The following is a 17,477-nucleotide window of genomic DNA, read 5'->3' as shown; positions in this document are numbered from 1 at the left end:
CATATGTGCGGTAAAATGGTATTTTATTGGTATTATTAGAAATCTAACCAAAACCGGCTGTCGGCCCGGCCGGCTCGCGGGACGAAGGGGTCAGAAATCGGGGAGCGACTGGTGCGCGAAGCCCCAGCCCTTGAGGTCGGCGCCGGCCGCGCGTTCGAGCAGTTTGCTGGCGTCCTTGATCGTCCATTGCCCCGCCGTTCGGGCGTCGGCGAGCGCGTCCCAGCCGATCGGGACCGCGACGGGGGCGTTTTCGCGCGCGCGGACAGAGTAAGGCATCACCGCGGTGCTGCCGCGCTGGTTGCGCAGATAATCGATGAAAATCTTGCCCTTGCGTTTCGCCTTGCTCATCGTCGCGACATAGCGGTTGGGCTCGGCGAGGCTCAGCGCCTCGGCGAAGCGTTTGGAGAAATCCTTGTGCGCGTCCCAGCTGTGTCCCGGATCGAGCGGGACGACGACATGCACACCCTTGCCGCCCGACAGCATCGCGAAGCTGACGAGCCCGATGTCGGCAAGCTGGCGGCGGATATCGAGGGCGGCTTTCTTGACGTCGGCGAAGTCGAGCCCCTCGTCGGGGTCGAGGTCGAAGACCATGCGGTCGGGTTTTTCGAGCGTTTCGACATGGCTGCCCCAGCCGTGGAATTCGATCGTTCCCATCTGGACGCAGGCGAGGATGCCGCCCGAGTCCTCGACATACAGATAATCCTCATGGCCGCCGTCCTTCTCCCTGATCGGGACGTGGTGGACATGGTCGCCGAACGAACCCGAATCATGTTTCTGGAAAAAGCATTTCTTGCCGCGCCCCTGCGGACAACGGACGAGGCTGATCGGGCGCCGCGCCATGTGCGGGAGCATCAGCGGGGCGATGGCCTCATAATAGTCGGCCAGGTCGCCCTTGGTCGCCTTGGCTTCGGGGAAGATGACGCGCTCGCGGCTGCTGATCTTGACGTCGCTGGCCGGTTCGGGGGCGGGTTGCTTGACTTCCGGTGCCACGTCCTTTGCCTCCTTGTCTTGGCGCAGGCCGAGAAAGCTCGCGTGGCGCACCGATCCGCTGGCGGTGAATTCGGCGAAGGCGATTTCGGCGACGAGATCGGGCTTCAGCCAATGGACCTTGCGCGCGGAGGCGGCATCGACGTCGAGCGGTGCCGTCTTGCGTTCGAGCCGCGCGAACCGCTTCGCGAGATCGGCCATCGTGTCGGCGTCGAAGCCGGTGCCGACATTGCCCTTATAGACGAGTTCGCCCTTCTCGCGCTGCGCGAGGAGGAGCGAGGCAAAGGGGCGGCCCTTCGCCGATGACGGGTTCCAGCCGACGAGGATGAATTCCTGCCGCCGGGTGCATTTGACCTTCAGCCAATTCTTCGAGCGGCGACCTGAATAGGAGGCGTCGACGCGTTTCGAGATGATGCCTTCCTGCCCCGCGCCGCACATCGCGGCATAGAGCGTCTCGCCCGCCCCGATGACATGGTCGGCGACCGCGATCGGGGGCGCCGCGTCGCGGAGCAAGGCTTCGAGGCGCTCCTTGCGTTCGAGATTGCCGAGCTTCGCCAGCGATTTTCCGTCCAGTTCGATAAGGTCGAAGGCGAAGAAGTGGAGGTCCGTCGCCTCGTCCTGCGCGCCGTGGCCGCGCTTGAGCACGGCCTGGAGCGAAGAGAAGTCGGGATTGCCGTGCTTGCCATAAGCGACGATCTCGCCGTCGATCAGGCAGGGCGGAAGCGCCAGTGCGGCGACGTGGCGGACGAGCGGGGCGAATTTGTCGGTCCAGTCGAGGCCATTGCGGGTGTAGACGCGCACGTCGCTGCCCGTCGCGGCGATCTGGGCGCGGTAGCCGTCGTACTTGATCTCGTGGAACCAGCCGTTGCCCGACGGGACGGCGTCGACGAGCGTCGCGAGCTGGAGCGGGCGGAATGCGGGTGGCTTGCGCTTCGGCCTTGCTTTCGCAACCTTGCGATTATGTTCGGCGGCATCGGCCATCTTCTTCGAGAAGGCCGCGCTCTTGGCGCCCTTCAGCGATTGTTCGCCGCCCGCGTCGCCCGCGATTTCGGCCATCGTGCGGCCGGTGAGCACGCTCGTCAGCTGCCGCCCGACAAGGTCGTCGGTGCCGCCGGCATAGGCATCGTCGACTTTCCGCAGCAGCCAGTTTTCGCGTTTCTCGCCGGGGCGCGGCTTCATGCGGACGAGCAGCCATTCCCCCTTCATCCGCTCGCCGTCGAGGATGAAGTGGAGATGGCCTTCGTCGATGTCCTTCGCGCTCTTGCCCTCGATCGGCGCCCATGTGCCCTTGTCCCACAGCATCACGCTGCCGCCGCCATATTCGCCCTTGGGGATCACGCCCTCGAAATCGGCATAGCTCATCGGATGGTCTTCGGTGCGCACCGCGAGGCGCTTGTCGGCGGGGTCGGCGCTCGGCCCCTTGGTTACCGCCCAGCTTTTGAGCACGCCGTCCGCTTCGAGGCGAAAGTCGTAATGGAGCCGCGTCGCATCGTGTTTCTGGACGATGAAGCGGTTGCCTCCCTTGTCTTTTTTGGCGCCTTTTTCGACCTTGCCCGCGGGCTCGGGGGTCAGTTTGAAGTCGCGCTTGGCGTTATACTGGGCGAGGGGGTCAGTCCGGGCCATCCTGCTTCTCCACGGGCCCGCTCTCGACCTCGGGCAGGCGGCGCTCGACGACGCGGAGCAGGACGAGCAGCACGAGCGCAAGGCCCGCCGCGATGATCACGACGGCGAAATAGCCGGCGCCGCTGGCGATACCGATGGCGGCGGTCAGCCATATATGCGCCGCGGTGGTGAGGTTGCGCACCTCGCCGCCTTTGACGATGATGAGGCCCGCCGCGATGATGCCGATCGCCGCCGCCATGCCCTCGATGACGCGGAGCGGGTCGATCGACGATTCGGCGCCGCCGAGCTGGTGGAACAGTGCAATCGAAACGACGGTCATCAAGGACGAGCTGAGCGCGACGAGGCCATGCGTGCGCAGCCCCGCGTCATAGCCCTTGAGCTCGCGGTCGAGCCCGAGGAGGAGGCCGACGAGGGTCGCGATACCGAGCCGCAGCAGCACCTCGGTATCGATCGTTTCCCACCAGAGGGCGTCATTGAGTTCCATCAGGCGCGCTTGCGTTGGGCGGTCTTTTTGGCCGGCGTCTTTTTCGTCGCGCTTGCCTTCGTTCCGGTGGTCGCGGCCTTCTTCTTGCCCTCGACCGATGCTTTCAAGGCCGCCATCAGGTCGATGACGTTCGAGCCGCCGCCGACCGGACCAGGTTCCTCGACATCCTCGAGTAAGCGCTTGCCCTTGGTTTTCGCCTTCTTCGCGATCACGCGTTTCAAGGCGTCGACATAATGATTGTGATAGTCGCTCGCGTCGAACGCGCCGCTTTTCTTGTCGATCAGCGTTTCGGCAAGGTCGAGCAGGTCGGCGTCGGGTTTCGAATTGCCCACGTCGCGGAAATAATTCGCCGCCTTGTTCACCTCGTCGGCATAGCGCAGCACTTCGAGGACGAGGCCCTTGCCGCAGGGGCGCAGGGCCACGAGCTGTTCCTGCCCGCGCAGCGACAATTGGCCGAGCCCGACCTTCTTCGTGCGCTTCAGCGCCTCGCGCAGGACGATATAGGCTTCCTCGGCCAGCTCGTCGGCGGGCACGACATAATAGGGCTTGGTGTAATAGAGGACGTCGATCGCGTCGGTGTCGACGAACTGGACCAGTTCCAATGTGCGCTTGCTTTCGAGCTTGACCGCTTCGATCTCTTCCTCGTCGAGCAGGACATAATTGCCCTTCGACAGCTCGAAGCCCTTGACGATGTCGTCATGGTCGATCGCGCCGATGCCCGGAACGACCTTCTCATATTTGACCGGCTTGCCGCTTGGTTCGTGAATCTGGCGGAAGGTCACGGCGGCGCCCGATTTGGTTGCCGAATAGATTTCGACCGGGATCGACACCAGCGCGAGCCGGATCTGCCCCTTCCAATATGCGCGCGCGGCCATCGGTTTTTCCCTTCGCTGTTCCGACTCCAAATGATCGGGATGGCGAGCGGTTCCGTCCGGTTAGAGCATATGATCCTCCCTGCGGAGCAGCCGTGGGGAGGGGGAGCAGCGACGTCGCGCTATAGCCCCTCTGTCAGCGCTGCGCGCTGCCACCTCCCCATGGCTGCGCCACGGGGAGGATCGCGAGCATCAGAATTCGATCGAAGCCGATGCCTTGAACGTGCGCGGTCCGCCCTGGAGCAGCCGCGAGCCGAAGGCGCTGAACGCATTATAGGCCGTGGCCCAATAGCGCTTGTCGGCGACATTATCGACATTGAAGCGCAGCGTGAGCGGTGTGTCGCGGACCAGCGCGACATAGCGCGCGCCGAGGTCGAAGCGCGTCCAGCTGTCCAGTTCGAGCGTGTTGGCGGCGTCGACCGCCTGCTTGCCGGTGTAGACGACGCGGCCGACCAGCGTCAGCGCGGGCAGGAAGGGCAGATCCCATTCGAGGTTCGCGTTCGCGAGCACGTCGGGCACGCCGACGGCGTCATTGCCTTCGTTCACGCCGCCTTCGGTGCGGCGCAGCTTGGCGTCGTTGAAGGTCAGGCCCGAAATGATGCGGAGACCATCGACCGGCTCGCCGTCGAGCGTGATCTCGACGCCGCGGTTCCGCTGGGTGCCGTAATTGCCATAGACGAGCGTGAGCGGATCGACGAAGCTGTTGGGCTTGTCGATCTGGAACAGGGCGAGACCGGCGTTGAAGCGGTCGAAGTTCAGCTTGCCGCCGACTTCATATTGCGTCGACTTGACCGGCGGCAGCACCGCGCCGCGATTGACGACGGGGATATCGTTGCCGTTGCCGTCATCGATCGTCAACGGCGCGGTGGAGCCTGCCACCAGACCTTCGATGCGGTTGCCATAGAGCGACAGGCCGGACGCCGGCTTGATGACGAGGCCGAGAACCGGGGTCGCCGCCGATTCCTTGTAGCCGCCGGTGCGCGCGCCGTCGGTATAGGAATAAGAGGTCGTCTTGATCTCCTGCAGGCGCAGGCCGCCGGTGATCAGGATGCGGTCGCCCCACAGCCCGAGCGTGTCCGAGAAAAAGACGCTCGACACGCGGTTGCGGCCGATCGGGAACACATTGTCGAGGTCGCCGCCGACGAAGCCGCCCGGCGCCGGCGCGGGCACGACGATGGGGTCGTAGAGGTTGGCGGGATAGGCGGCCCCGAAGTCATAGGCGTTGCGATTGACCTGCCAGCTCACCGCGGCGCCGGCGTTGATCTCGTGGCTCATGCCGCCGCCTTCCAGCTTGATGCGGATGCCGGCGGTGGCCGATTCATTATTGTCTTCGCGCGGGACGTAGGAGCCGCTGCCCGTCGCGGCGCCGGTGACGGGATCGTTGACGGTTATGCCAGCAGTCGTCTGGTCCTCGCGGCCGTCGCGCGCGCCGACCCTGGCGTAGAGCATGGCCGCTTCGGACACATCATACTCAAGGCTGAAGGTGCCGAAATAATCCTTGGTCAGGATCTGGCTCCACGGCTGCGAATAATTGGTGTCGGCTTCGGGCACGCGCGGAATAACCCCGCCGATGCCGACCTGGCCGCGCCAGTATTTCTGGTTCAGGCGCTGGTAGTTGAGGTTGAGCGCGACTCGCAGCGGGCCATCGTTGTAATCTAGCGTGGCGCCGAGGACGTAACTCGAATGGAACTCGTCATCGATCGCGATGTCGCCGCGGCGGGCCGATCCGTTGATGCGAAGACCCCATTCGTCATTGGCGCCGAAACGGCGTGCCACATCGACCGCGCCCGAGATATGCGAAGCGGAGGTATAGCCCAGCGTCGCGCGGATCATGTCGCGCTCGGCCTTTTTGGGGAGGATGTTGACGCTGCCGCCGATGCCGCTGCCCCCGGGCGCCGCGCCGTTCAGGAAGGCGCTCGCGCCATTGATGACCTGAACCGAGGACACGAGTTCGGGCGCGACAATCTGGCGCGGGGTGATGCCGTAGAGGCCGTCGAAGCCGACGTCGTCCGACGACAGGTCGAAGCCGCGAATGACGAAGACTTCACCGGCGATGCCGAAGCCTAGCGCGGTGCGAACGGTCGGGTCATTTTCCAGCACTTCGCCCAGCGAATCGGGCTGCTGGTTGAGGATCAGCGCCTCGTTATAGCTGCGGATATTGAACGGGACATCCTCGGCCGCCTTGGTGCCGAAGATGCCGACATTGCCGCCCGCGATCACTTCGGTCTGGTTGCCCCGCTGCGCGGTGACGAGGATGTCCTCGCTCGCGGTCGCTTCCTGCGCGACGGCGGGTACGGCAGCCAGCACGGCGGACGCGGCGGAGAGGCCGAGCGCGGTGCGGATGGTCGATCTGGTCACTGATATTCCCCTTGTAAGCGCGGCATGGATCCGCGCGTGACGTGATTCAGGTGCGGCGGGCGCGCATCGCCCAGCCGACGGCTAAAACCGGTATGGCAAGCGCGGCCCACGACGCGGCATCGCGCACCCCGTCGCCGGTAAGTGCGACGACGAGGCCGGCGATGCTGACGAGCGCGAGCAACAGCGGGATGGCGAAGATTGCGCTGAGGCCTTGCTTGTTCATTCGGCAGGCACCAGTTCGCCGCCGCTTTCGACCTCGCGCACCAGCGCGTCGGTGCCGCTGCGGCGCTTGCCGAGCCAGAGATAGAGGCCCGAGCCGAGGACGATCATCGTGAAGAGGGTGAGGATCGCCCAAAGCAGCTTGAGCGGCAGCGCGCCATAGTCGCCGAAGTGCAAAGGTTGCGACAGCGCGAGCGCCTTCACATACCAGGGCATCGGGCGCGCGTCGGTGAACTCGCCCGTCTCGGCATCGATCAGCGCCGAGGTCAGCAGCCGCTCGGTGAGCGGGGTGTCGCCCTGGAAGAAGACCGCATAATGATGCTTGCTGCTGAACGCGCCGCCGGGGAAGGCGATGAACTGCGGATTGTTGCCGGGGATTTCGCGGCGCGCCGCCGCCATCGCCTTGTCGATCGAGCCGTAATCCGCGGGCGCCACCGCGCCCTTGCCGGCATAGGCGCGCGTCATCTCGGCGAGCTCGGTCATCTGCCAATATTGGAAGATCGGGGTCGCGAGCGCGTTGATCACCCCCGTCGCGCCGACGACGGTCATCCACGCGAGCGCGACGATGCCGAGCAGGTTGTGATAGTCGAGCCATTTGACGCGGCGGCTGCGCGAGGTGCGCAGCGTGCCGAAGTCGAGCTTTTTCATGAAGGGCGCGTAGAGCACGACGCCCGAGACGATCGCGACCACGAAAAGCAGCCCCATCAGCCCGAGGAAGAGCATGCCGGGCAGGCCGAGGAACATGTCCGTGTGGAGCTGGAGCAGAAAGTGCATCACGCCGCTTTCATCGACGGTCGCGGTCGCCTGTCCGGTCGAGCGGTCGAGGATCTGGATCGTCATATCCTCGGCGGGGGAGTCGGGCTGCGGCGCGGTGGTGACCGTCATCGACGGCTGTTCATTATCGAACGCCATGAAGACGGGCACCTCGCCGGGACGCGCCGCGAGCGCCTTCGCGAGCATCGCGTCGAGCGGTACGAGGCCCGGCGCCTCGCCCGACGATCCGACCCCGGGCATGCCATAGGCCGGCGCTTCCTCGGTCAGCTCGTCGATTTCATGGTGGAAGATCAGCGGCAGGCCGGTGACGCACAGCATCAGCAGGAACGCCGTACAGACGATGCTCGTCCATTTGTGGATCAGGAACCATGTGCGGATGGTCGCGCGTTGCATGGAGGAAAGCTGCCGCTATTGCGAGGAATAATCAATAGCGCCCTATGGCGTGCGCCCCGGATTGACAACCCGATTCGGGGGCCGGACCCCATCATTCGGGCCAGCTACTCCATCGTTCGGGCCACGCGGCCGGCCGGTCGACGGTGCGCGCGGCGGAAGTGGTTCGCGCCGCCGCCACCCGAAGCGCCACGATGATGAAATGCCAATTCACTTTCTTTTCACGATGCGCTGGCTATGATGGCGACCGAGGGACCGCTCGCACCGCTGGAGCAACTATGCCCTTGGGCCGCGAGATGCAGCGATTGCGCGCCGAACATGCGGCGCTGGTCACGCTGTCGCGCATCATCCTCGGCATGGCAGACCTGCCCGATCCCCCCGTCGCGGACGATCTGGCCAACGCGCGGACGCAGTTGCGCGAAGCACTGGTCCGGCACCTGAAATGCGAGGACTGGATCCTCTATCCGCGGCTGATGTCCACGGGCGATGCCGAGCTGATGCGGATCACGCGCGAATTCGAAATCGAGATGGGCAGCCTTGCGGCCGATTTCGTCGCCTATGACGAAAAATGGACGCGCGAGCGGGTCGCGGCCGATTGGCCCGGTTTCTGCCGCGAGACGAAGATCGTCTTCGACCTGCTCGCCATGCGCGTCGAGCGCGAGGAGCGCGAGCTGTATCCGCTCGCCGAAACGCTCTACGCATCGGGCGCCGCGATTGCTGCGCCGGTCATGGACGAATCGAGAGTTTCCAGCTGAGCGCGACGCGCCAGTCCTGGTCGAAACCCGGCACCGGCTGTTTCCAAGCATCCGCCACTTCCAGGCCGATCGTCGCGTTTTCGGCGTAGGACAGGCACACGCCGCCGCCCCGGCAGCCGAGCACGAACCCGGTGTGCGCGATCGCGGGGCGTTCGAGCAGCGTGACATCGGCATAATCGACGAAGCCCTAGATTTCGCTCTTCGCCCGCCGGGGCAGCTGGTCACCGCGACGGTTGGTTCCGCCTGCTTTGGCGGGCCCGTTGCCGCCGTTCCTTCTTGATTCGGTCATCGCCGCGTCACGCCTTTGCCCCCACGCCGCAATATCACCCGCCTAACCCCCGCGCGATCCGGTGTCATTTCGGCGCCGGGCAAAGGGGATTTCACCAGATGACCACCATGTTCGGGAACCGCCTGCGGGCCGGGGCCGCCTTGATTGCCGTGCTCGCAGCAACACCGGCCCTCGCGGAAGAAACGGTCGAAGCGGCGGCGGAAAGCGCCGACGTCGCCGAGATCGTCGTGCTCGGGCGCGGTGAAGCGCGCCAGGTGCAGGAACTGGGCGCGGCCGACATCGCGCTCGAGGTCGCGGGGGTCAGCCCGCTCAAGGCGATCGACAAGCTGCCGGGGGTCAATTTCACCTCAGCCGACCCGTTCGGCGCCTATGAATGGTCGGCGCGCATCTCGATCCGTGGTTTCAGCCAGAATCAGCTCGGCTTCACGCTCGACGGCATTCCGCTGGGCGACATGAATTACGGCAACCATAACGGCCTCCACATCAGCCGCGCGATCATCGGCGAGAATGTCGGGCGGGTCGAGGTCGCGCAAGGCGCGGGGTCGCTCGGCGCGGCGTCGACGAGCAACCTTGGCGGCACGATCGAATTCTTCTCGCGCGAGCCCGGCGAGGCGTTCGGGGTCGAGGCGTCGGGCACCTATGGCAGCGACGACAACAAGCGGGCCTTTGTCCGGGTCGACAGCGGCGAGCTGTTCGCGGGGGGCACGCGCCTGTCGCTGAGCTATGCGTGGCAGGATGCCGACAAGTGGAAGGGCGAAGGCGTTCAGCGCCAGCATCAGGTCAATGCGCGCCTCGTCCAGCCGGTCGGCGACGGCCGCTTCTTTGGCTTCGTCAATTACTCGGACCGCCGCGAGAACGACTATCAGGATATGAGCGCCGACATGATCGGCCGCCTCGGTTACGACTGGGACAATTATGCGAAGGACTGGGATCTCGCCGTCCGGGTCGCGCAAATCTACCAGAACCAGGTCAGCCAGAGCGGCGCTGCGGGCACGCCCTTGCCCTATCCGGATGCCGGTCTCGTCTTTCCCGCGCCGATCGCGACGGTCGACGACGCCTATTATGACGCGGCGGGCTTGCGCAGGGACTGGCTCGCCGGTGCCGGGGTCGAGGCGCCGCTTGGCGAATATTGGACCTTCAAGGCGACCGGCTATTATCACGGCAACGAGGGGCGCGGCCTGTGGTTCACCCCCTATGTGACGACGCCGGGCGGCGCGCCGATCACGATCCGCACCACCGAATATGAGATCGAGCGGTACGGCATCCTCGCCTCCAGCCTGTTCGAGGTCGGCGCCAACAGCTTCGAAATCGGCATGTGGTACGAGGATAACGACTTCAACCAGGCGCGGCGCTTCTATGGTCTTGCCGACACGGCGGGAGCGCCGAGCCGCAGCAGCCTCGATTTCCCGGCCGACCCGCTCGCGACGCAGTGGGCGTTCGATTTCAACACCCAGACGCTGCAATATCATGTGCAGGACAGGCTCGACCTGGGCAGCTTCCGGCTCAACGCGGGCTGGAAGGGGCTGCGCGTCACCAATAATGCGACGCCGATCGTCAGTGGCGGGCTCGCGTCGGGGCGCACCGAGGCGAAGGACTGGTTCCTGCCGCAGGCGGGCCTGCTCTATCGCCTGAACGACGATAACGAGTTGTTCGCGAGCTACACCGAGAATATGCGCGCCTTTGAAAGCTCGGCGACGGGCGGTCCCTTTGCGACGACGCAGGCGGGGTTCGACGCGCTCGACCTGAAGCCCGAAACCTCGACGACGTGGGAGCTGGGCTTCCGCACCAAATCGCCCCGCTTCCAGGGCGTGATCGCGGGCTATTATGTCGATTTCAAGGACCGCATCATCGCCTTTGCCAACGGATCGGGCATTCAGGGCAATCCCGCGATCCTGCAGAATGTCGGCGATGTGCGATCGTGGGGGGTCGAGGCGGCGGGCACCTTTCGCGTCACGCCCGAACTCGCGCTCTTTGCGTCCTATGCGTATAATGATTCCGAATATCGCGATGACGTCGTGAACGCGGCCGGCGCCGTCGTTGCGGCGACGGCGGGCAAGACGGTGGTCAATTCGCCCAAACATCTCGCCAAGGGCGAAATCACCTGGGACAATGGCGACTTCTTCGCGCGCGTCGGTGCGAACTATACGTCGAAGCGCTATTATTCCTATGAGAATGACGCCGAGGTCGGCGGGTTCCTGATCGTCGATGCGAGCATCGGTTATCGTTTCACCGACCGCATATCGATCCAGGCGAATGCGACCAATCTGTTCGACAAGGCCTATGTGTCGACGATCGGCACCAACGGCTTTGCGAACAGCGGCGACGCCCAGACCTTGCTCGCGGGGGCGCCGCAGCAGTTCTTCGTGACGGTGAAGGCCGGGTTCTGACCGATGCAGGGCGCGCCGGTGCCGCCTCTCAGTGATTGACGATGATGGCGCGGTCCCGCTAGGGCCGCGCCATCATTTTCTGGGAAACATTCAAATGACCGATACGCCCCCCGACCGCCTGTCGACCAACCCCCGCTCGCCGCATTTCGACATGGAGGTGCTGCAGCGCGGCATCGGCATCCGCTTCAAGGGCGTCGAGCGCACCGACGTCGAGGAATATTCGATCTCCGAAGGCTGGATCCGCGTCGCGGCGGGCAAGTCGAAGGACCGGTTCGGCCAGCCGATGACGATCAAGCTGTCGGGCCCGGTCGAAGCCTGGTTCGAGGACGCGGCCGGCGAAGGCGACGCACCCGCCGCGGACTGAATCGAGCGGGCCCCCTGAAGCACCGCGCCCAAAGGAGAAACCACCCGGAGCGGCGGGCCGCCCCGAGTGGCTTCATCGCTCGCCGAGCCCAGGAAGGTGGGGGGGGGGAGGGCTCAGTTGCCGAGCGAGGCGGCGACGACCTCAAGGCCGTTGCCGGGTTTCCAGTCGTTCTGCACCCAGACGGGCGCCTTGAAGCTCGGCGCCTCTTCGCGGGTGCCGTCGGCGTAGATGAAGCCCTGCACCGGATTGGCGCGCAGGCCGAGATCGCCGATCGGGGCATACCAGACGCGCACCATGCTCCAGTCGCCGGCGTCGCTGACATCGACGACGCGAACGTCACGCTCGATCTGGCCGCGGCGGCCGTTGATCGGCGACCAGTTGGCATGGTCGATCAGGATCTCGCGGTCGCTGACGATCTTCTTGACCACCGCGACATGGCCCATCGGCATGCCGCGCGTGCCGGCGAAGGCCATGACGGCCCCCTTCCGCGGCTCTTCGCCGCGCGCATAGGTGCCGGCGGCCTGCGACCACCAGGTCTTGGCATTGCCGCGGATTTCGACGCCCGATTCGGCGCGGGCGAAGGGGACGCATTGCAGATAATCGCGGGCCGCGGCGGGAATGCTCGCGAACAGTCCGGTGACGGTCATCACGGACGCGATGGCGGCAGCCAGGTAACGACGATGGAGCATGGAATGCGACCCCCCAATGCTTGTCTTCAAGCGTTGCAGGATCTTTGCCACGCCCTGCGGCGTCCACCACCCGTCTAGCGACGAATCGCGCCACGGATGCGGTGGGCGGGGGAACCTTTTGTTAAGGCGTTCCATTCGTCGCGAAGGGACTTCGCTTGGTCGCCGTCACGCAGCGACGGTCGCCACGTCGCCCGGACGGCGGAACAGGGTCAGCACGTCGGCGGCGGGCATCGGACGTCCGTAATAATAGCCCTGGATATTGCTGCACCCGAAACTGCGCAGCGTTTCGACCTCGAGCTCGGTTTCGGCCCCCTCGGCGGTCGTCGACATGCCGAGGCTGTCGGCAAGCGCGACGACGGCGCGGATGATCGCGATCGATTCGATGCTCCCCTTGGCGGCGCCGACGACGAAACTGCGGTCGACCTTGATCGTCGAAAATTGCGTCTTGCGCAGATAGCCGAGCGACGAATAGCCGGTGCCGAAATCGTCGAGCGACAGGCGGATGCCGAGCCCGATCAGCTGGTCGAGCAATTGCGCCGCGCCGCCGCCGTCGCGCAGGAAGACGCTTTCGGTGACTTCGATTTCCAGCCGTTGCGGCGGAAGCCCGCTCTGCGCCAGCGCCGAGACGACGACCGAGGCGAAGCTGGGATCGGTGAGCTGGTCGGCGGACACGTTGATCGCGACCTTCAGGTTCGAAGGCCATTTCATCGCCTCGTGACACGCGGTGCGCAAAACCCATTCGCCGATCGGCGAAATCAGGCGCGCATCCTCGGCCAGCGGGATGAAGCGGCCGGGCGAGACGTTGCCGAGCTTCTTGTTGTGCCAGCGGATCAGCGCCTCGAAGCCGTTCAAGGTGCCGTCGGCGGCGGTGACGACGGGCTGGTAATAGAGCTCGAACTCGCCGCGTTCGAGCGCGCCGCGCAGTTCCTGCTCCATCACGCGCCGCTCCTCGGCCTGCGCGTGCAACGATGCGACATAGGCGGCGACGACATTGCCGCCCTTGTCCTTCGACTTGTAGAGCGCGAGGTCGGCGTTGCGGGTCAGCGTTTCGACCGTCGCGCCGTCGGTCGGGCCGATCGCGAAGCCGATGCTGGCGCCGACGAACAATTGATGATTGTCGACCACATAGGGGCGGCTGATCGCGGTGATGATCCGCTGCGCCAGCTCTTCGGCGGCGTCGGCCGAGGGGACATTGTGGAGCACGACGGCGAATTCGTCGCCGCCGAGCCGGCCGCAGGTCATCCCGCGCTCCATCAGCCCCTTGAGCCGCGCCGCGACCTGCGCGAGCAATTTGTCGCCGACGGGGTGGCCCAGCGTATCGTTGACCGCCTTGAAGCGGTCGAGGTCGATCATGAGCAGCGCGCAGCGCGATTTCGCCTCGACCGCGTGGGTCAGCGCGCGGGCGAGATCCTCGTTGAGGCTGAGGCGGTTGGGGAGGCCCGTGAGATTGTCGAATCGCGCCATCTTGGCAATCTGTTCGGCGGTCGCGCGCTTTTCGGTGACGTCCGAGCCGACGCCGCGGAAGCCGAGGAACTTGCCCGTTTCGTCGAGGCGCGGCGAAGCGGACAATTCCCACCAGCGCGGCGCGCCGCCGATCGTCACCGGGACGATCAGGTTCGAGAAACTTTCGCGCCGCTTCATCCGCTCGGCCATGTCGTGCAGGCTTTTCGGGAACAGGCCGGTTTCCCACGCATCACCCGAAAGCGCCTGCAGCAGCGGTATGCCCTCGAGCCCCTCGGTGCTGCTGCCGAGCGCATAGGCGAGGCGCGGCGACACATGGACGAGGCGGCGGCTGTTGTCGGTCTGCCACAGCCAGTCGGCAGAAGTTTCCTCGAATTCGCGCAGGAGCAGGCTGACCGTCTCGGTCTTTTCGTGCAGCGTCTCTTCGGCGCGGCGGAAGCGGATATGGCTCTGCGCGAAGCGGATGCAGAAAGCGGAGAGCAGGAAGCCCGCGACGAGCGCGACGGCGGCGAGCTGCGGCGCGCCGGCCCGCGTCTGCGCGGCGGCGGCCGACAGCGAAACAGGGATGATGAACAGCATACAGGCGAGCGGGACGCTGTGCGCGACGATCGACAGGGTGACCATCATCAGCACCGCGATCGTCCACATCGACAGGACATGGTCGAGCGTCGGAGCGAGCCCCTGCAACCAGAAGGGCGCGCCCCAGAGCAGCGCCGAATAGAGCGCGTGGCGATTGCACAGCCGATATTCGGCCATTCCCGACAATTTGGGATCGCCGAGCGGCAGGCGGTTGAACTTTCCAAACGACCAGAGTGCGAAGGCGAGGGCGCAGGCGAGCCATCCGGCCGCGATTGCAAAGGGCGTGCTGTGGACCATGGTGAAGGCGGCGACGAACGCCATGCCGATGCCCATCAACAGGCGCAGCGAACCGCGGCCGCGAAGCGGCGCGAGCTGGAGCTGGCGGAGGTTGCCGATGTCCTGATTTCGCGGGCCCAGCCCCAACAGGGCCCGCACAGGTATCTCTTCGGCAGCAATAGGGTCGGTCAGCAGGCTTTTCACGCCCGCGGTTCTAGCGCGCGGGTATTACCCGAAGGTAACCATCGCGCTGTTCGGGTGCGAATTTCTGTGCCGGCGAGGGACAGCGCAGGCGGCGGCTGCGAGCGTCGGTTTTGGGGTGGGAAGCGGACGTTGGTGCTTCGCCATGTATAGGGTATGCGTGCGGCAATCGGCGGAGGCGCGAGTGACGACTGAACAAGTGACAGAAGCGAAGAGGCCTGCGCGGCAGCGGGCCGACCAAATCAGGGACTTTCGCTGCAAGAACCTGATCGTGGTGATCGAGGAACCGGAGAACCCCCGTAACATCGGCACCATCATTCGCAACGTGAACGCCTTGGGGGCGGAGAAGGTCTACGTCGTGGACCCGCGTCACGTCTTGTCGGACGATTGGCAGGAATTGCGTTCCGAACCCAAGCTATCGAAGCTCTCAGTCTCTGCCGTTAAATGGACCTTCGTTAAGCGGTTCGACAGCACCGAGGAGTGCCTCGCTCACCTTGAGAAGAACCGTTTCGTCTCCATAGCCACATCGCCACACGTTAAGGGGAAAACGAACAAGTATCTCCATGAAGCTGATTTTGCAGAGCACGCGAAACTTGCAGTTTGGTTCGGTAACGAAGCAAGAGGGCTGAGCGATCTCGCAGTTGCGCGAAGTGATATGTGCGTTAGCATTCCGATGTTTGGAATGATCGAGAGCCTCAATCTCGCGACAAGCTCCGGGATCGTCTTGTATGAGGTAACGAAGCAAAGGCGCGAATATGCCAGCAAGCATCGGCTGCGCGACCACAGGGGCGAGCGCGCCACTCCATTACCAACGATAATGGCGGCCGATCGATAGGAGCTTATGTCCGCAATCGGTCGAAACCGGACGCGCCCGGCGTTATGCTGCCATCGCGAAGGGCTGGATTTCCCCGGCGAGATATTGCGCGCGCGCCTTCGAGCGGCTGAGCTTGCCCGAGCTGGTGCGCGGCAGGGTGCGCGGCGGGATCAGTTCGATCAGGCAGTTCATGCCGGTGATCGCGCGGACGCGGTCGCGGATCGTCTCGCGCAGCGCGAGCCGCTCGGCCTCGTCGCTGGTGCGGCACTGGACGAGCACCGCGGGGGTTTCCTCGCCGCCCGGCGTGGTGATCGCGAAGGCCGCGATATCGCCCGACTTGAAGCCCGGCAGCTGCTCGACCGCCCACTCGATATCCTGCGGCCAATGATTCTTGCCGTTGATGATGATCATGTCCTTGGCGCGGCCGACGATATAGATGTAACCGTCCGACAAATATCCCATATCGCCGGTGTCGAGCCAGCCGTCCTTCATGCAGGCGGCGGTCGATTCGGGGTCGCGATAATAGCCGGTCATCAGCGAGGGGCCGGTGCACCACACCTTGCCGACGGTCTGGTCGGGCAGCGCATTGCCCGCTTCGTCGCGGACCTCGATCACCATGTCGCGCGCGGCGCGGCCGCAGTTGACGATCGCACGGTAGCGCGTCGGACGGCCCGAATCATTCGCGGCGCCCGACAATTCGGTTTCCTCGACCAGTTCGACGACAATGCCTTCGCCCGGCGGCATGATGCTGACCGCGAGCGTCGCTTCGGCGAGGCCATAGCTCGGCAGGAAGGCGCTCGCCTTGAACCCGGCGTCGGCAAAGGCGTCGACGAAGCTCTGCATCACGTCGGGGCGGATCATGTCGGCGCCATTGCCCGCGACGCGCCAGCGCGACAGGTCGAAGCGGTCGGCGACATGCGTCTGGCTCGACACGCGGCGCGCGCAGATGTCGTAGCCGAAGGTCGGCGAGTAGCTGAGCGTCGTGCCGCTGTTGCGGCTGATCAGATCGAGCCAGGCGAGCGGACGGCGAGCGAAATCCTCGGTCTTCAGATAATCGACCGACACCTGGTTGGCGACCGGCGAGAGCAGGCAGCCGACGAGGCCCATGTCGTGATACCAGGGGAGCCACGAAATGCAGCGGTCGCTGTCCTGAAGCTCCATGCCGTGGCTGTGCGCGGCGAGATTGTTGAGCAGCGCGGCGTGGGTCACGGCGACGCCGTGCGGAAAGCGCGTCGAGCCACTGCTGTACTGGAGATAGCAGGTCTCGTCGGTCTTTTGCTCGGGCAGCGCCGCGACGGGGGCGGCGCGCTTTTCGAATTCGCTCCAGTCGACCGGCTGCACATTCTGCTGTTCGGCCGCCTCGATCGCCATCGCGGCGATTTCGGGCGGGAAAAACAGCAGCTTGGGGTCGCAGCTCGTGAGCTGGACGACGAGCTGGCCGACATAGGAATCGCGCCCGCCGAAGCTGGTCGGCAGCGGCAGCGGCACCGGCCACGCGCCGGCGTAGATGGTTCCGAAGAAGAGCGCGGCGAATTCGGCGCCGGTTTCGGCGATCAGCGCGATGCGGTCGTTCGGCTGCACGCCCGCCGCGATCAGGCGGTAAGCGGTGGCCAGCGCGTCGGCCTTGAGTTCGCTGTACGGATAGGGACGCACCAGCTTTCCGCGCGGATCGTGGAAATTGAGCCCGCGCGAACCGCGCGCGGCATAATCGAGTGCCTCGCCCACGGTCGCGAAGTCGGAAAAGCGGCGCGGCTGCGCGCATTCGGTTGGCGTCGGCACGAGCGCATCGGTCGAGTTCATGTCGGTATCGGTCATAGGAGCTGCGACATCCCGCGATACGGGCCGTGCGGCAACAAGCATGTCATCTTTCTGAGCCATGTTGAGGTGCGCGAACCCTGTGTTGTTTGAACAAATCGCCCATTTCCGGGCTTTATCGCCCGATATGGCGGTGTTGA

The 17,477-nt window shown here is 65.1% G+C and carries 13 protein-coding genes; 4 read left to right on the top strand and 9 right to left on the bottom strand.

Annotated elements, in window-relative coordinates; all coding sequences use genetic code 11:
• Positions 1-90 precede the first annotated feature (90 nt).
• The 6 genes from ligD to VSX79_RS15840 all read right to left on the bottom strand — a co-directional run bounded on the left by ligD (position 91) and on the right by VSX79_RS15840 (position 7,710).
• Positions 91-2,610 carry a DNA ligase D gene (gene ligD, locus VSX79_RS15865; protein ID WP_326913832.1) on the bottom strand — a complete coding sequence of 840 codons (2,520 nt, stop codon included), beginning with the start codon at positions 2,608-2,610 and terminating at the stop codon, positions 91-93.
• Complete coding sequence (locus VSX79_RS15860; protein WP_326913831.1) at positions 2,597-3,094, bottom strand: MgtC/SapB family protein; 498 nt, start codon at positions 3,092-3,094, stop codon at positions 2,597-2,599. Before VSX79_RS15860 ends, ligD begins: the two co-directional genes overlap by 14 nt.
• The gene (gene ku / locus VSX79_RS15855; protein WP_326913830.1) at positions 3,094-3,969 is read right to left on the bottom strand and encodes a non-homologous end joining protein Ku; all 876 of its coding nucleotides are present in this window, start codon (positions 3,967-3,969) and stop codon (positions 3,094-3,096) included. The genes VSX79_RS15860 and ku overlap by 1 nt, the downstream gene beginning before the upstream one ends.
• 189 nt (positions 3,970-4,158) lie before the next feature.
• Entirely contained in the window at positions 4,159-6,324 is a 2,166-nt protein-coding gene (locus VSX79_RS15850) for a TonB-dependent receptor (protein ID WP_326913829.1), read from the bottom strand.
• A gap of 46 nt (positions 6,325-6,370) precedes the next feature.
• On the bottom strand, positions 6,371-6,547 hold the full coding sequence (locus tag VSX79_RS15845; protein ID WP_326913828.1) for a hypothetical protein: 177 nt from the start codon (positions 6,545-6,547) through the stop codon (positions 6,371-6,373).
• Complete coding sequence (locus VSX79_RS15840; RefSeq protein ID WP_326913827.1) at positions 6,544-7,710, bottom strand: PepSY-associated TM helix domain-containing protein; 1,167 nt, start codon at positions 7,708-7,710, stop codon at positions 6,544-6,546. Before VSX79_RS15840 ends, VSX79_RS15845 begins: the two co-directional genes overlap by 4 nt.
• A 275-nt stretch (positions 7,711-7,985) precedes the next feature.
• On the opposite strand from VSX79_RS15840, the gene VSX79_RS15835 reads away from it, so the two are divergent.
• From VSX79_RS15835 to VSX79_RS15825, 3 genes are all read left to right on the top strand, one after another.
• The gene (locus tag VSX79_RS15835) at positions 7,986-8,462 is read left to right on the top strand and encodes a hemerythrin domain-containing protein (RefSeq protein ID WP_179493734.1); all 477 of its coding nucleotides are present in this window, start codon (positions 7,986-7,988) and stop codon (positions 8,460-8,462) included.
• 387 nt (positions 8,463-8,849) lie between these two features.
• On the top strand, positions 8,850-11,138 hold the full coding sequence (locus tag VSX79_RS15830; RefSeq protein ID WP_326913826.1) for a TonB-dependent receptor: 2,289 nt from the start codon (positions 8,850-8,852) through the stop codon (positions 11,136-11,138).
• Between the two features lie 94 nt (positions 11,139-11,232).
• Positions 11,233-11,502: a DUF3297 family protein gene (locus VSX79_RS15825; protein WP_179493736.1), complete on the top strand. Its 270-nt coding sequence runs from the start codon at positions 11,233-11,235 to the stop codon at positions 11,500-11,502.
• Positions 11,503-11,615: 113 nt separating this feature from the next.
• On the opposite strand, the gene VSX79_RS15820 is transcribed toward VSX79_RS15825, so the two are convergent.
• The gene (locus VSX79_RS15820; protein ID WP_179493738.1) at positions 11,616-12,191 is read right to left on the bottom strand and encodes a CHAP domain-containing protein; all 576 of its coding nucleotides are present in this window, start codon (positions 12,189-12,191) and stop codon (positions 11,616-11,618) included.
• A 165-nt stretch (positions 12,192-12,356) separates the two neighbouring features.
• A complete protein-coding gene (locus VSX79_RS15815; protein ID WP_326913825.1) occupies positions 12,357-14,711 on the bottom strand; it encodes a putative bifunctional diguanylate cyclase/phosphodiesterase in 2,355 nt (784 codons plus the stop codon).
• A 181-nt stretch (positions 14,712-14,892) separates the two neighbouring features.
• On the opposite strand from VSX79_RS15815, the gene VSX79_RS15810 reads away from it, so the two are divergent.
• Positions 14,893-15,543, top strand: coding sequence for a TrmH family RNA methyltransferase (locus VSX79_RS15810; RefSeq protein WP_326913824.1), 651 nt, complete (start codon positions 14,893-14,895; stop codon positions 15,541-15,543).
• 42 nt (positions 15,544-15,585) lie between these two features.
• Here VSX79_RS15810 and VSX79_RS15805 read toward each other — a convergent pair whose 3' ends face one another.
• A complete protein-coding gene (locus VSX79_RS15805) occupies positions 15,586-17,337 on the bottom strand; it encodes a fatty acyl-AMP ligase (protein ID WP_326913823.1) in 1,752 nt (583 codons plus the stop codon).
• Positions 17,338-17,477: the final 140 nt, after the last annotated feature.

Origin of the sequence: Sphingopyxis chilensis (assembly GCF_035930445.1) — a bacterium.
GTDB lineage: Bacteria > Pseudomonadota > Alphaproteobacteria > Sphingomonadales > Sphingomonadaceae > Sphingopyxis > Sphingopyxis chilensis.
This window is presented reverse-complemented; position numbering and strand designations above follow the sequence as displayed.

Coding starts and splice junctions, on each gene's coding strand:
- ku (WP_326913830.1), bottom strand. CDS start 3,969: ATGGCCGCGCGCGCATATTGGAAGGGGCAGATCCGGCTCGCGCTGGTG.
- VSX79_RS15805 (WP_326913823.1), bottom strand. CDS start 17,337: ATGACCGATACCGACATGAACTCGACCGATGCGCTCGTGCCGACGCCA.
- VSX79_RS15820 (WP_179493738.1), bottom strand. CDS start 12,191: ATGCTCCATCGTCGTTACCTGGCTGCCGCCATCGCGTCCGTGATGACC.
- VSX79_RS15830 (WP_326913826.1), top strand. CDS start 8,850: ATGACCACCATGTTCGGGAACCGCCTGCGGGCCGGGGCCGCCTTGATT.
- ligD (WP_326913832.1), bottom strand. CDS start 2,610: ATGGCCCGGACTGACCCCCTCGCCCAGTATAACGCCAAGCGCGACTTC.
- VSX79_RS15835 (WP_179493734.1), top strand. CDS start 7,986: ATGCCCTTGGGCCGCGAGATGCAGCGATTGCGCGCCGAACATGCGGCG.
- VSX79_RS15825 (WP_179493736.1), top strand. CDS start 11,233: ATGACCGATACGCCCCCCGACCGCCTGTCGACCAACCCCCGCTCGCCG.
- VSX79_RS15860 (WP_326913831.1), bottom strand. CDS start 3,094: ATGGAACTCAATGACGCCCTCTGGTGGGAAACGATCGATACCGAGGTG.
- VSX79_RS15840 (WP_326913827.1), bottom strand. CDS start 7,710: ATGCAACGCGCGACCATCCGCACATGGTTCCTGATCCACAAATGGACG.
- VSX79_RS15845 (WP_326913828.1), bottom strand. CDS start 6,547: ATGAACAAGCAAGGCCTCAGCGCAATCTTCGCCATCCCGCTGTTGCTC.